15 protein-coding genes are annotated in these 19,712 nt (G+C 60.6%); 14 read left to right on the top strand and 1 reads right to left on the bottom strand.

The window, feature by feature from the left end; translation table 11 throughout:
- The first annotated feature begins 19 nt into the window (after positions 1-19).
- The 14 genes from C2L71_RS11005 (at position 20) to C2L71_RS10940 (ending at position 15,777) form a co-directional block, all read left to right on the top strand.
- Positions 20-1,414, top strand: a complete 1,395-nt coding sequence (locus tag C2L71_RS11005; RefSeq protein ID WP_103265803.1) for a radical SAM protein — start codon at positions 20-22, stop codon at positions 1,412-1,414.
- 155 nt (positions 1,415-1,569) lie between these two features.
- A complete protein-coding gene (locus C2L71_RS11000; protein ID WP_239926655.1) occupies positions 1,570-2,022 on the top strand; it encodes an Hpt domain-containing protein in 453 nt (150 codons plus the stop codon).
- 344 nt (positions 2,023-2,366) lie between these two features.
- The gene (locus tag C2L71_RS10995; RefSeq protein WP_129588514.1) at positions 2,367-6,281 is read left to right on the top strand and encodes a pilus assembly FimT family protein; all 3,915 of its coding nucleotides are present in this window, start codon (positions 2,367-2,369) and stop codon (positions 6,279-6,281) included.
- Between the two features lie 58 nt (positions 6,282-6,339).
- A complete protein-coding gene (locus C2L71_RS10990) occupies positions 6,340-6,933 on the top strand; it encodes a hypothetical protein (RefSeq protein ID WP_129588513.1) in 594 nt (197 codons plus the stop codon).
- Positions 6,933-7,295: a hypothetical protein gene (locus tag C2L71_RS10985; RefSeq protein WP_103265800.1), complete on the top strand. Its 363-nt coding sequence runs from the start codon at positions 6,933-6,935 to the stop codon at positions 7,293-7,295. Before C2L71_RS10990 ends, C2L71_RS10985 begins: the two co-directional genes overlap by 1 nt.
- 4 nt (positions 7,296-7,299) lie before the next feature.
- A complete protein-coding gene (locus C2L71_RS10980; protein ID WP_103265799.1) occupies positions 7,300-7,890 on the top strand; it encodes a hypothetical protein in 591 nt (196 codons plus the stop codon).
- Positions 7,891-7,948: 58 nt separating this feature from the next.
- On the top strand, positions 7,949-9,649 hold the full coding sequence (locus C2L71_RS10975; protein ID WP_103265798.1) for a GspE/PulE family protein: 1,701 nt from the start codon (positions 7,949-7,951) through the stop codon (positions 9,647-9,649).
- A 70-nt stretch (positions 9,650-9,719) separates the two neighbouring features.
- On the top strand, positions 9,720-10,772 hold the full coding sequence (locus C2L71_RS10970; protein WP_103265797.1) for a type IV pilus twitching motility protein PilT: 1,053 nt from the start codon (positions 9,720-9,722) through the stop codon (positions 10,770-10,772).
- Positions 10,772-11,980 (top strand): type II secretion system F family protein, encoded by a 1,209-nt coding sequence (locus tag C2L71_RS10965; RefSeq protein WP_103265796.1) that lies wholly within the window; start codon positions 10,772-10,774, stop codon positions 11,978-11,980. Before C2L71_RS10970 ends, C2L71_RS10965 begins: the two co-directional genes overlap by 1 nt.
- A 100-nt stretch (positions 11,981-12,080) precedes the next feature.
- The gene (locus C2L71_RS10960) at positions 12,081-12,470 is read left to right on the top strand and encodes a type II secretion system protein (protein WP_103265795.1); all 390 of its coding nucleotides are present in this window, start codon (positions 12,081-12,083) and stop codon (positions 12,468-12,470) included.
- Between the two features lie 21 nt (positions 12,471-12,491).
- On the top strand, positions 12,492-13,481 hold the full coding sequence (locus tag C2L71_RS10955; RefSeq protein WP_103265794.1) for a prepilin peptidase: 990 nt from the start codon (positions 12,492-12,494) through the stop codon (positions 13,479-13,481).
- Between the two features lie 32 nt (positions 13,482-13,513).
- Positions 13,514-14,503 carry a pilus assembly protein PilM gene (gene pilM / locus C2L71_RS10950; RefSeq protein WP_103265793.1) on the top strand — a complete coding sequence of 330 codons (990 nt, stop codon included), beginning with the start codon at positions 13,514-13,516 and terminating at the stop codon, positions 14,501-14,503.
- 6 nt (positions 14,504-14,509) lie between these two features.
- On the top strand, positions 14,510-15,175 hold the full coding sequence (locus C2L71_RS10945) for a hypothetical protein (protein ID WP_239926653.1): 666 nt from the start codon (positions 14,510-14,512) through the stop codon (positions 15,173-15,175).
- The gene (locus C2L71_RS10940) at positions 15,175-15,777 is read left to right on the top strand and encodes a type II secretion system protein GspM (protein ID WP_103265792.1); all 603 of its coding nucleotides are present in this window, start codon (positions 15,175-15,177) and stop codon (positions 15,775-15,777) included. The genes C2L71_RS10945 and C2L71_RS10940 overlap by 1 nt, the downstream gene beginning before the upstream one ends.
- Before the next feature lie 176 nt (positions 15,778-15,953).
- Here C2L71_RS10940 and C2L71_RS10935 read toward each other — a convergent pair whose 3' ends face one another.
- Entirely contained in the window at positions 15,954-18,596 is a 2,643-nt protein-coding gene (locus C2L71_RS10935; protein ID WP_239926651.1) for a GGDEF domain-containing protein, read from the bottom strand.
- Positions 18,597-19,712 lie beyond the last annotated feature (1,116 nt).

Genomic DNA, 19,712 nt, shown 5'->3' with positions numbered 1-19,712 from the left:
AACGGAAGAGGTCATCGTTTTGCTATCTGAACGCATGCTCACGGCCGTCGTACGGCAGTGCACAAAACAGTATTTGAGACTGGAGCCTACCGATGATGCGCGGGTTCCCGCGCCCGTTCCGGGTCAGCGTTATATGCTATACATGCACGTGCCGTTCTGCGAGCGGCTATGCCCATACTGCTCGTTCAACCGTTTCCCGTTTTCCGAGAAGCGCGCGGTTCCCTATTTTGAGAATCTGCGCAAAGAGATGATGATGCTCAAGGATTTGGGTTACGATTTTGACAGCCTCTACGTGGGCGGGGGCACGCCCACCATCATGATCGACGAGCTGTGCGACACCATCGATCTGGCGAAGGAAACGTTCTCCATCCAGGAAGTATCCAGCGAAACGAATCCGAATCATCTGATCCCGACGTACTTGGACAAGCTGCAGGGCCGCGTGCAGCGCTTGAGCGTGGGCGTGCAGAGCTTCGACGACGGCCTGCTCAAGCAGATGGACCGTTACGACAAATACGGCAGCGGTGCCGAGATACTCGAGCGCATCAGCGAGGCCAGCCCATACTTCACGTCGCTTAACGTGGACATGATCTTCAACTTTCCCGCTCAGACCGAAGACATCCTCATCAGCGATATCGAGAAGGTGATCGCGAGCGGGACGAGCCAGACGACGTTCTATCCGCTCATGGCCAGTCCGAGCGTGGCGCGCTCGCTCGCACGCACGGTGGGCCGCGTGGACTATGCGCGCGAGAAGACGTACTACGAGATCGTCTCTGAGCTACTGGCCGGCGGTTCCGATCCGCTGTTCGAACACGGAAGCGCATGGACATTCAACAAGCGGGTGCCTTCGGTTGTCGCGCAGGCCCAGGATGCAAGCGCGGTGCCGTTCCTGCCCATGGTTCCCAATTCGTCGCGCGGCGGTTCGCCGACGCCTGATCAGCGCGCAATGATCGACGAGTACGTGGTCGATTACGAGGAGTACCCGGCAATCGGCAGCGGGGGTATCACGTATCTGGGCAACCGGTTGTACGTGAATACGTTTTCCGTCAACGATTATAACGCCGCTATCGCATCAGGGCGAATGTCGCTCATGGGGTCGACGACGTTCAGCAAGCACGATCGTATGCGCTACCGTTTCATGATGCAGCTGTTCGGCCTGCGGCTGGATAAACGACAGTTCGAGCGCGACTTTGGGTGCACCGTCGAGCAGGGGCTGCCTGTTGAGATGGCGTTCATGAAGGCGTCGGGGGCGTTCGATCGCGATACGCCCGACGAGCTGACGCTCACCGCCAAGGGCCGGTACCTCATGGTGGTGATGATGCGCCAGTTCTTCATTGGCGTGAACAATCTGCGCGACCAGGCGCGAGCCGCCCTCGTGGGCGAGGAACGCGAACTCGTCTTCGGCGAGGGAGCGTAGCCGTCGCTTGCTCTTGGATTTCGCGTTCGCATAAGGAACGTGAAGCGGCCGCGTGCGGCCTGCGTCCGCGGTCGGCTGCAGCGGCCGTCATCGTGGCGTACGGTCGGTTGTCGGCTGCTGCGGCTTCAATGTAAACCGAAGGGAAAGGATCGCCAGTGTTTGCTGTTCGAGAGGATGTTTTGCGCGAGCATGGTATCGATTGCGCGGATGCCCGCGACCGCTTCGACGGCAACATGGAGCTGTACGAGCGACTTGCCATCAAATTTCTCGATGACCGCCATGTCGAAGCGCTGCTGCGCCGGATTGAAGCAGGCGATTCCGAAGCAGCCTACCGTGAGGCCCACAGCCTGAAAGGCGTCGCTGGCAATCTGTCGTTCTCGGCGCTGTACCGGCAGGCGTCCGCCCTGTCGGATGCCCTGTGTGCAGGAGATCTTGGAAGCGCGCGAGCGCTTATGCCGCAGCTTCTTCGAGTATACGATGATGTCGTGTCCATGTTGGAGCCGTGTCGGCAGGGCGAGCGCAGCTCCGACGCTCTCGTGCGCGATGCCGAGCAGCGAGCGGAAGACGATCGTCGGCATCGGCTGTCGAGCGAACGCATAGGCGCCTGACGAAACTTCCTCCGAATAATCCGAACACCTCATAGTTCGTATCGGCTCGAAGTGCCACGGCTGGCGTCAACCGAAGTGCCATCGCTGATCGAAAGGGATCTCCCGTCGCTGACTGCCCGCGCCGCTCCCGCTCGAGAAGGCGGTTGGAGGGCTCGGACGGTAACGGCAATCCGCGAACGAACATGTAAAGATAAAGGGGATATTGAAATAATTTCAACCTCGATACCGCCCCCTGCCTTTCGGTAGGGATATGGTAGTCTGGACGTGTAAATAACACCCCCCAGGCGAAAGGCGAATAGCAGCCGATGGCATGGCGTGCGAGTAAATCGAGACCGAAGCGAATCGTGGCAGGGCGTGCAAGGTATACCGAGGGATTTACCCTCGCGGAGCTCTTGCTGGCCGTTGCCGTCATTATCGTGCTGGTCGCCATCGCTATCCCTTCTATCGTTGCCGCTCAGAGCAATATGCGCATGCTGGAACTCAACAATGCCGCCGAGCAGATAGCCAACGCCGCTCAAGCTCAGATGACCGGTGAAAAAGTTTCGGGTACCTGGTGGACGTCCATTCAGCAAGGCGGAGAGGGGGCGCATGCCGAAGACTGCAAATACCCCGAAGCCACCGCAGCGCCCGGAGACGGAAGCCGACCGCTGTACTATATGACCGCCGGCGAGGCGAAGTCCGCAGGCATCGTTCCCTCGCTCTCTATCGACGAGGATGTGCGCGACGCGGAGTATGTTATCGAGTTTGATGCTCAAACCGCCTCGGTCGTGCGCGTGTTCTTTGCCGACGGAAAATCCGGATTCTTCGGAAGTGCGAATGCGGATAGCGCTCAAGGCGTCTACGCATATTACGCCGCCGGAGGCGGATCGACCGCGCTCGGCGCTCGCACATCGAACGATCCCATGATCGGGCTGTTCGCCGGGACGGCCGCAGGTGCGACATCGGCTATTGCGCTCAAGAACCCGGTGATCTCGATCGACGAATCGACAGGTCGGCTTCTGGTCCGCGATCCCAACCTTGACGGCATCACGGGGGCGGGCGCCACGCAGACGAGCCTGATCCTCACGAGAACCGAACATGCCGAAGGTGAGCAGCCCGCGGCGGTGCGCATTGCGGGTCTTTCGAGCGGAACGAAGACAGTAACGGTTTCTCTCGTGGGGGCGGACGACGACGAAACGCAGGGCGACTATGCCACGAGCATAACCCTCAAAGCTTCGGATCTTCTCAAACAGGTGAATCAGAGCACGCTCGACGGGGTAGGCAATGTGTTTTCCATCGATTTGAATGCGCTTGCCAGGGCCGTCGAGGATGCAAGCGCGATCCCTGGAAGCAAGGAGATCGCCGCCGAGCTGAAGCGGTTCGCGCCGGGCGATGCGGTGGAGGCGAAAGCGTCTACCAGGATCAGCCCCAACGTCGACGGCTGTGTTCCTGCCACCTCTACGGCATTCATCGAGTGGCCTGCGCCAGTGGGCAAGCTTACGCTCATGATCAGCACCCCCTATTCCCAGACGGTGGAGGACACGGAGGTCGATGGTGCGCTTGAAAGCTATCTCGATGCAGCGCGCTATACGCAACCGACGGTAGAGGCGACCACGGAATCGCCTATCTACAAGGCCGAAGCTGTGCCGATCGCCGAAGACTTCAAGATGAAGGCGACGGCGGCGAACAACGAGCTTGCCAAGCGCAACAAGCAGGCAGGATGGCAGTCTTACGCAGGAGGCTGGATTTCCTCTGACCGGGCCGTCGGGGACGATACCCTCAAGCTGCGCGTCGTTGCCGGTTCCTATCGTGGCAAGAGCACGCACCAGTACCAGGTCTGGGAGCTGTGGGTGCAGCGAGCCAACGGCGAATATACGCGTGCGGGTTATATGCGTGACAACGAATGGGAATGGGCGAAGGGGTTTGCCGATCTTGAGAACGTTCTGACCTGGTACGACGTACAGGGCACCGCATACGAGGACATCGCGGGCCGCAACGTTGCCGATCTGGGCATCGTTTCGGTGGCTGTAAACGGCGGTGCGTCTTCGTATGCGACGCTCGGCAGCCTCGGGCTGCTCGACGCCGATCAGAATGCGTCAATCTACGTGCGCACGGCTCCGCGCATGGCCGATGTGCAGGCGTTCTTCAACGATTGCATCAGAAACGGAAACCTCAAGGAAACTCTCCGGGAAAAGCAGCGCACCGGCTCTCGCGGCTACGGGTACGGTCTCAACCTTCCCATTCGGCAGCAGTATGAAGAAGAATTCGGCGCATCGTCTTCGGACGTGTCGTGGACGGTATCGCGGAGCGACAAGGGCGGGCTCGGAGACGCGGGCAACCGGTTCCTCGGTTCCGATAGCCTGCGCGTCTACTATTCCATCGCGCCGGGACTCGCGTTTGACAACATCAAGGCGAATCAAGGACTGCTGAGCTTGGGCAGCACCGAGATGACCAACACGGTGCTGTGGCTGTATCGCGCTGCCGCCGGCAGCGGCGCGCTCGATGCCCAGCCCGCCGCGTTCGTGCAGTCGGGTATTGACGGCAAAAAGTACTTCTGCCGGAGCACGGAGGCAGCAGATTTCGAACTGAACGACGAATACGACTGGCTGTTTTACCGCGTGGTCGAATACGCCGACGATACAGGCGCGCCCCTTGCCGGGTACACCATGCAGTACGTGCCTTATACCGTGCAGGATGATGCCCGGTATGCCACGGTGCTCTCGGGCGTCAACAAGAGCGACGAGGACGTTTTCGTCGGCTGGACGTGCGATACGACGCGAGACGGCAAAGCGATCGACGTCGGCGTCGGCACGCTAGTCGGCACCTACGGCGGCGTGCTCGACTATGGCTACAACCGCTTGAAGGGAAGCTACGTCAAGGTGGGCATCGGGCTCGTGTACTTCGAGCAGTACACCGACGGCTCAACCGGCTACTACGGTTACTTGAGCGAGACGCAGACCGCTTTTGATACGCTGAACGATAGCCTTGCCATCGACTCGTGGGGATATCGCCTGATCGTTCCTTTCGTCGAGGGCGACAAGAGCAAGCCAGTCGTCGCCAAGGGCACCTGGTTCGAAAAATCTTTGACCGAGCAGGGCACGCTGACCATATACGACAGGGCATTCCGCTCGTTCTCGTTCAATACCGGCGCATCGATGAAAACGTCAACGAAAACCATCACGTACGCCTTCGGCGGCAAAACGGCCACATACTCATTCAACCTTAACTTCGCGCGCGCTGTCGCGCACGAGAACGGCGAGGTGAGAGCCGCCACTGCCTTCGATGGCAACGGAAAAGCCCAGCCTGCTTGGAGCGTTCGCCATGCCTTGCAGTTCCCCGGCGCGCTCGCTCCGAACGGCAGCGATTCCAGCGTGCAAGAGCAGTATATGGGCGATGCCTTCCTGCAGGAGCGCGACATCGATATGCGCGCGGCTCCGCAATCGACGTATGATTACCAGTTCATCCGGCCGTTTCGCGGTTTGTACGATGGAGGAAGCCATGCTATCCGGGGATATTTCGCACGGCTTTCGATTGAAAAAGACCACCGCCTGGGGCTGTTTCCCTATGTGAACGGAGGCACGCTTAAGAACATCGAGATGAAAGAAGACGGCTCCCATACCATTGCTTGGACGAACAGCATCGATGCGGCTTTCGGCTGCCTTGCCGGAGTTGTTGTGAACGGCACGATCGACCGGTGCACGCTTACCTCGGACAGCGTGGCGAGCATCTCGATCACTGGCCTCAACCCTACTGGCGGTAACACAACGCACAACACCGGTCATAATATCGGCGGCCTTGTGGGCAACGCTTGGAACACGCGCATCGTGCATAGCAGCATCGAGAACTTTTCCATCAGCGTCAGCAGCGCTGACGGGACATGGAAGACGAACGAAGTGCACATGGGGATGCTCGTCGGTAGAGTCGACGCGACCGGTCTGGCATCCGTGACGGACAGCTTGACGGCGCTGTCGGCCGCCAACTCGTCGTTGACCGTGACGGCGTGTGCGGCGGCGCATCAAACCGAATCCATCGGCGGCATTGCGGGTTTGATGCTGGTTTCGGGTGAACAGACCATCGAAGGCTGGACGGCGAACAAGTTGGATCTGATCGTCACGGCCGATCATCCACGTGATCTCCTCTATGCAGGCGGACTTGTCGGCGAGGCGCGCGGTCCTGTTGTCGTCGGCTCTACGAACAGCTGCAGCGCTATCGTGCTGCAGGCCGAGGGTGCAAAGGAGCCTCTCGATGCGAAGATGATTGGCAAGAGCGATGAAGCGTAGCGCCGGGAACACAGACGCTGTTCGCTGCCGAGTCGAACCTGGGGATCGCTCTGCGATCGTGAGCCGCAGGGTGGTCGACGAACGCGGGGCGTCTATCGTCATCGCGCTGGTATTCTTCCTCATCTGCGCGATTATCGGGTCGGTGGTGATGACGGCGGCTTCGGTGCATGCCAAGGCCGTGCAGACGAACCGTGCGCTTCAACAGGCAGAGCTTACCATCGGGTCGGCTGCGCAACTCGTAGGAACGCAATTCTCGTCCATGGTGCTGAACGTCGACGATGCGAACCAGGGCGGTTCTGTTGTTGTGGATTTGAGCAGAACGGACCAGACGAACGCTGCCTTCGCTATCGCGTTCTGGAATAGCAAAGGGAGCGACATTTGGAGCGCTCGGGATAGCAGCAAACCGTATTCGACCGACATGACCGTCCGGCTGGAGAACGGCAATGCTGCGCTGAACGACGTTGCCGGGACGATCACGGTCGACTCCGACCTCAATGTGAAGATCGAACTCGCCCTTGCTAACTCAACCGACGGATCGTATCGGGAATCGGTGCTTGTGCAATGCGTCCCCACCTTCGATCAAGCGGGACGTCTGACTTCGTTCTCCTACGAAGCGCCCGTCATCACGAAACGCGATCGAGGAGGTGCCTGATGGTCTGGCAGTTCAACCCAGTTTCGCGTCTGTGCGCCACGCTACGCAGCGTGCGAGCGCGCCTCGCAAGCCAACGCGGCGACACCCTCGTCGAAGCTCTGATGGCGCTGCTTATCGCGGCGCTCGGCGCCGCCTTGCTGGCCACCATGGTTGCGGTGTCGAGCGGTGTCACGGCGCAGACCCGCTCTGTGCAGGATGCTGATTTCGCTGCCGAGTCGCAGACTTACGACTCGACGGGATCGACGTCGATCGGCGGCGTGGCGCGCATCTCGGCTGGGGGCGTCGCTCAAACCGTGCCGGTGATCGTGTACGCATCCAACGACGGGACGTTTGCGCGCTATGTCGGGGGAAGAGGCTATTAGGGACATGAGCCGCATTTCTCGAATATTCCGTAGCCCCGCTCTGCACCGCCTTGCCGTGCCCCAGCGCGACGTGCGGGAGTGGCACGATACGCGCGCAACCACGAGCTGCCGCAGCCGTTTGGCTGCGCGGTTGCGCGATACGCGCGGGTTCATGCTCGCCGAGCAGCTCGTGAGCGTCATATTCATCGGATTTCTGTGCGTGGTCGTGGCGGCGGGGCTCGGTGCGGCGCTGTCGGCGTACGGCAGCATCACAACCTCCTCGAACGCCAGCATGGTGTTATCGCAGGCGGTGCAAGAGGTGAGCGACGAGCTGTCGTTCTCGCTTTCGGCCAGCCCCGATGGGAGCTTCGTCAGCGAGACCACGCGCGCTCCCGCTACCATGGATTCGGATGGGAGCGGCATTGTGATGAAGAGCACGACGGGAACCACGGTGCTGATCCCGTCGAAGAACGGCTTAACCCCGGGATTTTCCTCGGTGCCGTCCTACGATGCGAGTTCGAACACGTGGACATTCGCCATTACGGTGAAGAACGGGGATGCGATCGTGGCCGAACAGGCCATGACGGTGGGCAGGGTAAACCCCGCCGGTACCTAGCGGCCGCGTGCCCGGCATCGACAGATCATCGAAGAACGTAGGATCAGGAGACAACGATATGGCATACAAGCGCTTGGGAGACGTGCTGATAGACGCGGGCCTCATCGATGAGGGCCAGCTGACCCACGCTCTGGAGCGGCAGAAGATGAGCAAGCGCCGTCTGGGCGACGAGCTTATAGCCGAGGGCGTCATTACGGAAGCGGGCCTTATCGAGGCACTTCAGATGCAGTTGGGCGTCGAATTCATCGATTTGTCGCAGGTCGACCTCGATCCTGAGATGAGCCGTGTGGTGTCCAAGAACGTCGCTCGCCAGTACAATGTCGTTCCCGTGCGCCAGTCTCCCGAGGAAGTGTTCCTGGCTATGAGCGACCCGCTGAACTTCATGGCTATCGAAGCCGTCAAGAACGCCACGCGCAAGCGCGTCGTGCCCATGGTAGCTACGCAGGATGCCATCATGCGGGCCATCATGACGCTGTACGGCAACGAAGGCGCCGCCCGCGCCATCGAGGAAATGCGGCGCGACGTGCGCTCCACCGCCGATGACGTGCAGGGCACGTTCACCACCACCTCGTTGGGCGACGACGCCGACGCCCAGTCGGCGCCTACGGTTCGTCTTGTGAACAGCGTGATCGAGCGCGCAGCCACCGAGCGCGCAAGCGATATTCACCTGGAGCCGCGCGAGGAGGACCTGCACGTGCGCATGCGCATCGACGGTGTGTTGCGCACCATCCTCACCGTGCCGAAGGAGCTGCAGGCCTCCGTCATCTCGCGTCTCAAGATCATGGGCGGTATGGATACGTCCGAGCGTCGCGTTCCGCAGGACGGCCGTGCGAACATCCGCTTAAAGAGGCAGGATATCGACCTTCGCATCAACACGCTTCCCACCATCCACGGCGAGAAAGTGGTCATCCGCCTGCTCGAGAAGAACGAGGAATTGTTCAACCCCCAGGGTATCGGCCTTGAAGGCGACAATCTTGAGAAGTACCGGCGGCTCCTACGCGCGAACAACGGCATGGTGCTCATCGTGGGTCCCACCGGTTCAGGCAAGAGCTCCACGATGCACACCATGATCCGCGAACTCAATAACGACGCGGTGAACCTTGTTACGCTCGAAGATCCGGTGGAATACAATATCGACGGCGTGAATCAGGTGCAGATCAACGAGAAGACGGGCATGACCTTCGCCAGCGGTCTGCGCGCCATACTGCGGCAGGATCCCGACATCGTAGCGGTTGGCGAAATCCGCGATGGCGAGACCGCGGAGATCGCCATGCGGGCGGCTATCACCGGCCATCTGGTGCTTTCGACCGTGCACACCTACGATGCAGCCTCCACCATCGACCGCCTCGTCGATATCGGCGTAGCGCCCTATCTTATAGCGAGCGGCGTCCGCGGTATTGTCTCGCAGCGGCTTGTGCGCACGGTGTGTCCGCACTGCCGCCAGGAATATCAGCCGAGCCCCGACGAGCTTGTTGCCGTCGGCCTGCATCCACAGGCCGATGTGAAGTTCTACCAGGGAGCAGGTTGCCCGATGTGCTTCGGCACGGGCTACCGTGGGCGTACGGGCGTGTTCGAGATTCTGCTGCTCGACCGCGCGCTGCGCGAGTCCGTCTCCGGCGGTGCGACGCGCGAGGCGCTGCGCATCGCCATCGAGCGTTCAGGTACGTTCAAGACCATCGAAGACAGCTGCCGCGAGCTCGTGCTAGCGGGCGTGACCACGGTGGAAGAAGCTCGCAAGACCATAACGGACAGGGAATAGCCTCGAAAGGCCGAGGCGAAGGGGGCGTGGTGGCGATAGCGCCCGATGACGACGGAAGAGAGCGAAACGCATGAACATCGAACAGCTCATAGCATCGGCGCGTGCAGCGGGCGCGTCGGACGTGCACCTGGTCTGCGGTCTGCCGGTGAAGTTTCGCGTGGACGGGCGCCTGGTCGATGCGGGAGCGAACGGCGATGCGCCGCTGACGCACGACGATTGCGAACGCTTGGCCGAAGAACTTGCCGGTGGAGACTTCGATCGCATCAAGCGCATTGGCGAGCTCGACCGGGCCGACACCATCGCCGGCGTGCGCGTGCGCGTGAACCTGTTCCGCCAGCAGGGGCACGTGAGCGCCGCCCTGCGCCTGTTGTCAGACGTCATCCCGCCGCTCGAGACGCTGGGCCTGCCCCCGGCGGTCATGGACTTCCCGAAGATCCAGCGCGGCATTGTGGTGGTGACGGGCGAGACGGGCAGCGGCAAGTCCACGACGCTCGCGGCGCTCATCGACGCCATCAACCACACGCGCGCCGAGAATATCATCACCATGGAAGACCCTATCGAGTATATCTACACGCCCGACCGCTCCATCATCTCCCAGCGCGAGATCGGCCAGGACACGGCCAGCTACCACGACGCCCTGCGCGCCGTGCTGCGCGAGGACCCCGATATCATCCTCATCGGCGAGATGCGCGACCTGGACACCATCCAGACGGCGCTCACCGCTGCCGAGACGGGTCACTTCGTGCTTGCCACGCTGCACACGAAGTCGGCGGCGGACTCCATCGACCGCATGGTCGACGTGTTCCCCGAAGGCTTGCAGAAGCAGATTCGCATGCAGATATCCACCACGCTCGTGGCGGTGCTGTCGCAGCAGCTGCTGCCGCGAACAGGTGGCGGGCGCTCGCTGGCGTGCGAGCTGATGATGGTGACGCCCGCCATCCGCAACCTTATCCGCGAAGGCAAAACGCCCCAGATCGCAAGCTCGCTTGCCACCTCGGCGGCTGCGGGAAGCGTGACGATGGATAACGCGCTCATCGCGCTCTGCCGCGCCCGCTCTATCGACGCGCAGACGGCGGTCGGCGCGGCGCACGATACCGACTACGTGAGAAAGAACGTCCGCTAATGCCTACATATACCTATAGCGGCAAGTCCGAGACCGGCAACCTCGTGAACGGCGTGGTGGAGGCCTACGATGAGATCGAGGCCATGGAGAAGGCGCGCGAGCTCTGCCGCGTGGTGCAGAGCGTCAAGGAAGTGCGCGACTCGAAGAACCTGTTGGCCATGGACATTACCAAGCCCAAGGCAAAGACGAAAAACCTGGCGGTGATGTGCGCCCAGTTTGCCACCATCCTGCAATCGGGGCTGCCCATTACGCGTGCCGTGTCGTTGGTAGCCGACCAGACCACCGACAAGTATTTGAAGCGCGTCCTGGCCGACGTTGTGGATGACGTGGCGGGCGGGCACGGGCTGGCCGAGAGTTTCGAGAGCAAAGGCGCCGAGCTTCCGCGCGTGTTCATCGAGACCGTGCGCGCCGGCGAGGAGAGCGGGCGCCTGGCGGAGGGCTTCGAACGGCTGCACGCCTACTTCGACAAGCGCTCGAAGATCGCGGCCAAGGTGGCGAGTGCGCTCACGTACCCCATCATCGTGCTTATTATCGCTGTGGTTGTCATCGCGCTCATGATGGTGCTCGTGGTGCCCGTCATGGCCAACATGGTGTCGTCGCTAGGAACCGATATGCCCGGCATCACGCAATTCCTTATCGGCGTATCCGGCTGGATGGCCGTGTGGTGGCCGCTCGCTTTGCTCGTGCTCGTGTTGGCGGTGGCAGGCGTCAGGCTGTTCGGTCGCACCGAATCGGGCAAGACGCTGTTCGCGAAAGCGAAGCTCAAGCTGCCGCTGCTTGGGAAGATTGGGGTATACGGGGGCGCGTCACAGTTCGCGAACACCATGGCCACCCTTGTTGCTTCGGGGTTGCCGATGACGAGGTCGGTGTCGGTGACGGCTCGCGTCATGGACAACTACGTGCTTGCGCGCGAAGTGGGCCGCATGGAGGCGGGACTCGAGGAAGGTCGTATGCTCGGCGAGTGCATGGCTGGGAGCGCCTATTTTCCGCAGACACTCGTCGAAATGACGTCGGTAGGCGAGCAGACGGGCGAGTTGGAATCATCGCTTGAGATGATGGGCGAGTTCTATGACAACGAGACGCAGCGCGTGACCGATCGAGCGCTTTCGCTCATGGAGCCGACGCTGCTCGTTCTCATGGCGTTGTTCGCGGGCTTTATCGTGATCGCCCTGTATTTGCCCCTGTTTACCATGTATGCTTCGATGTAGCGAGAAAAGCACCTCCCGGTGCTGAAAACAATCGGCACCGTGCGGAAGTAACGGACACGCCTGACGACGGATAGCCGTCGGGCGAGAGAAAGGATCGAACATGAAAAACATGATCAAGAGGATGAGGGAGGACAAGGGCGGTTTTACGCTGGCCGAGCTGCTGATTGTCGTGGCGATCATCATGCTGCTGGTGGTCATCGCCGTGCCGGCGTTCACGGGTGCGCTTGACAACGCCCGGAAAGCCTCCGAAGAAGGCAACATCAGCAACGTCAAATCAGTCGCTGCGGTTCAGTACTCGAACGAAATCTCCAAGGGCGCTACACCGCAAGCTGCTGCAAGCGCAGTCTCCGGCGACTACTACGTTGATAAGAACAAGGATGTCGTCAAGGGCACGCCCGGCGACGGCAATATGATCGCTGGTCCATTTAACGTGAAGGCAGAGGTGGACGCGAATGGCAATATCAAATTCGTGGTGGAAAAGAAGGAGTAGCTGATCGTTCGAGAGTCGGTTTTGTCCCTCCCGCTTGACATCTTCTCCCCGGCACAGGCAGCGATCCTCGTCGGGTTCGCCGCCGTGCTGGGGGCTTGTCTCGGCAGCTTCGTAAACTGCCTGGCGTGGCGGAAGGCGCACGGGGAGAGCGTGCTTGCGGGGCGTAGCCGCTGCCCTTCGTGCGGCTACGTGCTCGGGCCGCTCGACCTGGTGCCCGTCGTGTCGTGGATCGCCCTGCGCGGACGGTGCCGGCATTGCGGAACACGTGTGAGCGTGCGCTACGTTCTGGTGGAAGTGCTGCTGGCTGCGGTGTTCGTGGCGCTGCTCGTCGTGTACGGCGCGAGCCCGGCGTGGCTTGCCTATGCGGCGCTCGTGTGCGTGCTGCTGGCCGCCGCGCTCGTGGACTTCGATACGTTCACCATTCCGAACGGCTTCGTGATCGCGGCTATCGGAACATGGGTGCTCATGATGGCGGCGTCGGCGGCGGGGCTTGTGGTCTGGCCGCTTGCGAATAGCGCCGCGAGTGCCGTCGCCCAAGCACAAGTTGCGGCGATGCCCCTCGTCGGCGCTTCGCAGGCCGTTACGCCCTTTGGCGTCGGCAGCATGTTCGCCCCGTTCGTCGGCATGGGCTGGCAGGCCTCTGCGCTCGACGGGCTTGCCGGCGCAGTCGTCGCGGGAGGCGGCGTGCTTCTGCTTTCCCTCGCGTTCGACGCAGCGACGGGGCGCACCTCGCTCGGCGGCGGGGACGTGAAGCTGCTGTTCGCCGTCGGGCTGTTCTTGGGTGTGGCGGGCTCGCTCTTGAACCTGCTCGTCGCATGCATCGTAGGTTTGGCGTTCGCCCTCGTCCCGGGGCTTTCCCGTCCGCCGTCGCCGACTTCCGGTGCGTCGGCGGAACAGACTGAAAGCCTCCGTGCGAAGGCGATCCCGTTCGGACCGGCCATCGCCGTGGCCACGACGGCCACGCTCGTTTTCGGTCCGGCAGTGCTCACCTGGTACGTCGGGTTGTTGTAACGCAAGAGAGCGGTTTGAAAGGAACGCGCCGCATGAGCAAAGAATACACAGGGATCGACATCGGCGAGAGCAGCCTCAAGCTGGCTGTGTGCGATGGCGATACGATACGCAACGCCGCTGCGGAGCCGCTGCCCGAAGGTCTCATGGCCGACGGCCGGCCGGTGAGCTTCGATGCCATGGCCGACTTCATCAAGGCCGCTGTGCGCAGGATGGGCGGCGCAGCGAAGGACGTCGCGTTCGTCATGCCGGTAAGCGATAGCCTGGTACGTCGCATCTCCATTCCCGCCATGACGGCGAAGGAACTCGAGCTGAACCTTCCCTACGAGTTCCGCGATTACATTGCGCAAGGAAAAGACCGCTACGCCTACGACTATGCGGTGCTCGGAACCCACGTTGGCGCTGATGGCGTTCCCGAGAGCATGGACCTGCTTATTGCCGCATCCATGAAAGACACCATCGCCGACTATACGGAGATGTTCCGCCGCGCTGGAATGAGGTTGCGCATCGCTCTTCCGGTGCAAGCGGCATTTCAGAACCTTGTGGGGGGGAATGCGAAGGCGCTTGCCAATTGCTGCATCCTCGATTTTGCTCATGCTTCCACGAAACTGCATTTCTTCGCCGGCGGCGCGTACGATGCCACGCGTACTATCGAGATAGGCGGCATGGATATCGACCGTGCCATAGCGGACGTCTTCGACGTGGACGAGCACGTGGCGAACGGCTATAAGCTGGCGAACTATGAAAACGTCTTAACGCATCCTTCGGCGAGGGCTGTCTACGAATCCATTGCCGTGGAGATAAATCGCGCACTCAACTTTTACGGTTTCAACAACGCCGACGTTTCCATCGAAGCGGCGTACTGTTGTGGCGGCGGAACGCTTGTGGAGCCGCTCGTGAGTACGGTGGCGGCGCAGGTTTCCGTCGAGTTGCGGCCAATAGCCGGTATCATGCCGCCCGTTCAAGGTGTGGACGTGCGAGGGCTGTGCTCCGCCGCCGTCGGCGCGACGATGAAGGCGAGGTGATGCACGATGAAGCTGAATGAACCGATCGGATTCGGATCGAAACCCGGTGCGTCGAAGCAGGGTCCGTTCCCCGAGAAGACCACGATCAATCTCGTCGGCGCAGAGACGACGCGCGGCAGCCTGCTCACCCAGATTGCCCTCTTTGCGATTGTGCTCGCCCTCGCCGGCATATTCGCCAAGTTTGCCGTCATCGATCCGCTGGCGAGCGGGCTGGACAGCAATTCGGAGGTGGCCGCAGCTCAGGAGCAGCTTGCTGCGCTCGAGGTCGAAAACGCAAGCTATGCCGAGGTCAACGCCCAGTACGAGCGCTATGTGGCCCCTGGGCTCACCGAGGACGAGCAGAACCTGGTTGATCGCGATACGGTCATCGATTTGCTCGAGACAAAGGTCATGAACGTCGGCTACCTCAGCTCTGTGCAGGTGGAGGGCAATGTGGCGGTGGTCACGAGTCTGGGCGCGAGCCTTGACGAGGTGTCGAGGCTCGTCGAAAGCCTCGAAGCTGACAAGCGCGTCGCGCACGTGACCGTATCCACAGCGCAAAACGACACCGACGTTACCGCTTCGGCTACCATTCAGATTACGTTTGTTGGTGCGCTCGATGCGCATACGGATGACGGAGCAGCGGGGGAAAATGCCACCAGCACATCCGATCAGGGAGAGGGGGTCCGCTGATGGTGCGGCGGAGCGTATTGAATCGATCCTTTTCCACGCGCGAAAAATGGCTGCTGCTGATCCTTGCCCTCGTGCTGGTTGCAGGGGCGTACTACTACCTGGTCGTCAAGAACGTGACTGACACGTTGATTGCGAACCAGCAGCAGCTTGAGGAACTCCAGATCCAGATAGACGAGCAATCGTCCATTGCGCTGGCTCGCGGCCGTATGGAGGCCGAACTGGCCGAACTGGGCGATGGCGAGAGCCTGCCCGAGGTGGCGGTGTACGACAACATTCGCAACGAGCTGAACGAACTCGATGCGCTTATGGCAACGGCCGCTTCATACGATTTGACGTTCGATCAACCCGAGCTTGATGGCAGCCTCGTACGGCGCACCGTGTCCGTGTCGTTCACGGTGTCCGATTATCGGGCTGCGCTCGACGTGGTGAAAGCGCTTGAGAACGGTACGTACAAGTGCCTCATCGAGAATTTCGCCTTGAATGGGAAGTTGAGGGCCGACGGCAGCGTGGAAAGCGTCTCCGCCACCATGGACGTGACGTATCTGGAAACGACGAACGGATCCACGAACCTGGGCGGCTTGGCACAGGAAGAAACAAGTTAGGGGAAGAAGCGAGTCAGGCGCGAACGCGTGATGTAACTCAGGACGTATCACGCGTTCGCAGTGGACTTCGATGCGTCCTCAGGCGTCTCCTCGTCGACGCCATCTGCTCGGTTCGGACGGCATCGCTTCTCGGGCTATCGTAGGGCTATGGAAGGGCCTATGGAAGCAAGCCAGGGCTAGTCGTCGTTATCCGGGCACTCGATGAAGAACCGGTTCTTGCCGTCTGCCTTCGCATGGTACAAAGCGCGATCAGCTTGCCGGTAGGCGGTTTCGTACGATATGCCTACTCCCTCCGGCAGCTCCACGCCGCCGATGCTGAGCGTCACCAACTGCGTCTTCCCGTTTTGATCGGGGAACGCCACGGGGTTTCCAATGATGAGATTGCAGCGTTCCACCAGCTTGTCCCGACTGATAGGCCCTGCGATGCACACGGCGAATTCATCGCCGCCCAGGCGACCAACGAGGTCGTTCGGACGGAAGGCGCGCCCGATCGCGTCGGCGGTATGCTGAAGGGCGACGTCGCCGGCAAGATGCCCGTACGTGTCGTTCACCAGCTTGAAGTCGTCCGTATCCAAGATGAGGAGCGCTCCCGCTTTCCCTTCTTCCAGCAGTCTGCCGGCGCGCTCCTGGAAGGTCTTCCAGTTCAGCAGCCCGGTAAGCCCGTCGTGATGGGCGCGCTGGGAGAGGTCGAGCTTCTCGCGCATTTCGTCGTCGATGTTTGTGATCTTGCCGATGACGGAAATCGGCCGATCCGTTTCGTCGGAAACGAAATGGGACATGATGCGCAGCCATTGGCGCGGTTTATCGTCGAGCTCAAGCGCGGCGTCGGTGACGGTTTCCTGCGGAGAGAGGAACGCGTCGGCAAGTTCGGGGCTGAGCTTGTCCTGCAGACGTTTGCGTGCGTTGCGGACGAGGAAATAAGGCCTCTTGTCGTCCGTCTCGTCTTCGGCGGATGAAGCTACAAAGTTTTGTCCTCCGTTCGGCTTCGAAATCAGCAGGGTGTCGCTTTTGATCGAATACTCGAAGAATTGTTCGTTCGCAAGGCTGTAGAGTTTCTGGAAACGCTGATTCTCTTCACGCACGCTGCGCGCCGCGCGCACGCGAGCGCGCAGGTACAGTGTCAACAGAGCGATGACCACGAGGAGGAGCGTGATGAAGCCCAGGGCTACTTCCAACAGGTGGTCGCGAATGAAAGAACTGATTTGCTCGTCCTGATCGATGAGCGAGTTGTTGTACACGATCGAATCGAGTTCGGTCGAAGAAAGCCCGCGGATAGACTTGTTGATGATCTGAAGCAGTTCGGGCTCGACAGGGTGGACGAGCGCAAAGCACGTTTCCACGGCTTGGGATGAGGAAGGCAGCGTTAGCAGGTTGTTGAGGTTGTCGGCGCTTATGTAGTAGGGGACGCAATAGGAGGTGCTGTAGGTATAGTCCGCTTTGCCCTCGTTCACAGCCTGGAGGCATTTCTCCACCGTGTCGTATACGACGACGTTCGGCCCTTTTTCGCTCAATGAGGCTTGTTCCCAGGGAACGGCCATCGTTTTTTCGCCAAGGTTGTCGGGATCGACGAACTTGTTGTAGACGAGCAGCTTCGATTCCGACATGTAAGGCGCGCTCAACGACATAAGGAGTTCATTCCGGACGGCGCTGGTGTTGTCAGCGCCCGCCACCAAGTCGACGTCTGCATCGCGAATCGCTTCGGCCAGATTGTCCGAAGGCTCGATCTTCACGATCTCGTAGGAAAAGCCTGCATGGCTCGACAGATAGTCGAGGATGCCTTTGGTAGCTCCTTCGAACGAGCCGGTCGTCCGGCTGAACGATTGGATGGGAGCTTTCTCGGATATGACGCCAACGCGGAGCGTCTCGTGCGCGGCGGCGAAGGCGAGCTCGCTTTCAGTGAGGGAGTAATCCGATTTGGACTGCATGAAGTACCGGTCGTACAGCGAGTCCTGAAGCGAAGGATTGCTTCGGTTGATGAGGTCGATCGTTGCATCGATGTCATCGATCACCTCACGCTGACCTTTTGGGGCTGCGAAAAAGTACGGGCGTCCCGCGAACGTAACCGCAGCATGGAAGTCCTCGTGCAAGTTGACGTCGATATCGAGGAAGGCATCGGCTTTACCGGTCAACACGCTCTCACGCACTTCATCGGCGCTATCGCAGTCTATCATGGTGAGATTTATGCCATTCTGCTCGAAGAAATAGACCAGCTCCTCCCGACGCATGCTTGAGCTCGCCAAGAGGCTGACGGTTACATTATCGCGCGTGAACAGGTTGGTTTGCGTAATGGTGTTGTTGGTATTGGGCACGAAGAGCGCCGTGTGCGCGGTTCCGTAGCTGTTCTGCGGATACTCGAAGTACTCTGCCAGGGATTGGCTGTATGTCATGCTGCCTTCGATATCGACTTCGCCGTTCGCCAGCATGTCGATGAGAGCGCCCGCGCGCTCGTTGTCATTGGCGCCGGGAGCTTCGATGAACTCGTATTTCCATCCGGTGAACTGCGCGATGTGGATGAGGTAGTCGTATGTGTAGCCCTCGAATGTTCCGTCCTCGTTGCGTGCGAGCACGCCTTCTTGCTGCATGTAGCCCACCTTGACCACGCGTTGGTCGGGCTGTGATGCTTCGCTTGTCTGCTCAGGTTCTGTTTCGGCGGCGAACGCACTCGAGGCGGGCAAACAGGGAAGCAGCGTGCAGGCGAGGACAAGCGAGATCAGCAAGCATGCAATCGTCCGAACTGCGTCCGAAGCTCCCAACCTGCGCGCACGCAGGTAATTCGCGGCTGCGAACAGCGAAGACGAATGAGTTGCCTTGTTTGCCATGCTTCCTCGTTTCCGCCGACGGGCGGTTTGGTCAATATGCTTGCATGTGTATCGTCCGCAATTATACCTCGCTCAAGCCGGGAAGAAACGGGGGGGGGGCTGCTTTTATTGCTGTCTAAAAAAGCAGTGGATCTATTCCGATCGTGTGACAGCTTTTCCCTTGTCGTTGGGGCCGAGGCGTTTTCCCGCTACGCTGGGGTACGTTGCTGACTGTGGTGGGTCCATCGCCGACGTGGAGAGGAAGGCGAACGGTGTTGGAAACAAGCAAGCCGGGGCAACCCTGAACGGCGTGATCAAGCTGTTTTCAAGCTCGGGTGAGCGATTGCGTAACCGACCGGAGCACGAAAGGAGCACTTCGGGTCGCAACGACTGGAAAAGAAAACAGGCCACCGGCTGCAAAACCAACCGATGACCTGCGAGTTCCAATGGTGCCCCCGGCGCGATTCGAACGCGCGGCACCCGCTTTAGGAGAATGGCGTTTCACCAGGTCAGAAGGCATTTTTAGAGTGATTTGCGTTTGGTTTGGCTATAGGTAACGATAGGTAAAACCAGGTAGTTTGATGCGCGTTGTCCCCTGATTGTCCCCTGGGGGACAACGCGTTTCGAGGGCGCTCCCGGCGGTCAGGTCGGGGCGCTCGGGCCGGTAGGGGAATGCTTTCATTTTACCGGCCGCGTCTACGCATTGCAGGCGCGCTTGCTGCTTCCGCGATGCCCCGTTCTTGGGACGCTCGGCGGCGAGGCGCGCTATAATGGGTTCGGTGCTTCGTCGCCCGCGGCAGCTTCGAGAGATCGGAGAAGCCTATGGACACCCAAACGATCATTGCGGTATGCGCGCTTCTTACGGTGGTAATCGGAATCGTGAGTTTGGCCAGAAGGGAGTGACGAACGGCCTTGCGCGTGAAAAAGCCGGTAACCCCTGCAAGAGTAAACCGGCTTAAGTAAGGAACAAGTGCTGCCCGGGTGTGCGGGGCACCGTTCGCCACGAATTGTACCACATCCGCATCGATGGTGCAGGGCATCCCAGCGCCCCGCTGCAACATTTCACGTGATTCCCAAGTTCAACAAAAGTCAACAGGCGCGCGCCGGAACCCAACGGCTTGGATGCGCGCGGCCGAG

Source organism: Enteroscipio rubneri, assembly GCF_002899715.1.
Lineage (GTDB): Bacteria > Actinomycetota > Coriobacteriia > Coriobacteriales > Eggerthellaceae > Enteroscipio > Enteroscipio rubneri.
This window is presented reverse-complemented; position numbering and strand designations above follow the sequence as displayed.

Bases quoted from the DNA above. Each gene is read 5' to 3' on its own strand.
- C2L71_RS10985 (WP_103265800.1), top strand. From the start codon at position 6,933: ATGGTCTGGCAGTTCAACCCAGTTTCGCGTCTGTGCGCCACGCTACGC.
- C2L71_RS10980 (WP_103265799.1), top strand. From the start codon at position 7,300: ATGAGCCGCATTTCTCGAATATTCCGTAGCCCCGCTCTGCACCGCCTT.
- C2L71_RS10975 (WP_103265798.1), top strand. From the start codon at position 7,949: ATGGCATACAAGCGCTTGGGAGACGTGCTGATAGACGCGGGCCTCATC.
- C2L71_RS10970 (WP_103265797.1), top strand. From the start codon at position 9,720: ATGAACATCGAACAGCTCATAGCATCGGCGCGTGCAGCGGGCGCGTCG.
- C2L71_RS10965 (WP_103265796.1), top strand. From the start codon at position 10,772: ATGCCTACATATACCTATAGCGGCAAGTCCGAGACCGGCAACCTCGTG.
- C2L71_RS10960 (WP_103265795.1), top strand. From the start codon at position 12,081: ATGAAAAACATGATCAAGAGGATGAGGGAGGACAAGGGCGGTTTTACG.
- pilM (WP_103265793.1), top strand. From the start codon at position 13,514: ATGAGCAAAGAATACACAGGGATCGACATCGGCGAGAGCAGCCTCAAG.
- C2L71_RS10945 (WP_239926653.1), top strand. From the start codon at position 14,510: ATGAAGCTGAATGAACCGATCGGATTCGGATCGAAACCCGGTGCGTCG.
- C2L71_RS10940 (WP_103265792.1), top strand. From the start codon at position 15,175: ATGGTGCGGCGGAGCGTATTGAATCGATCCTTTTCCACGCGCGAAAAA.
- C2L71_RS10935 (WP_239926651.1), bottom strand. From the start codon at position 18,596: ATGGCAAACAAGGCAACTCATTCGTCTTCGCTGTTCGCAGCCGCGAAT.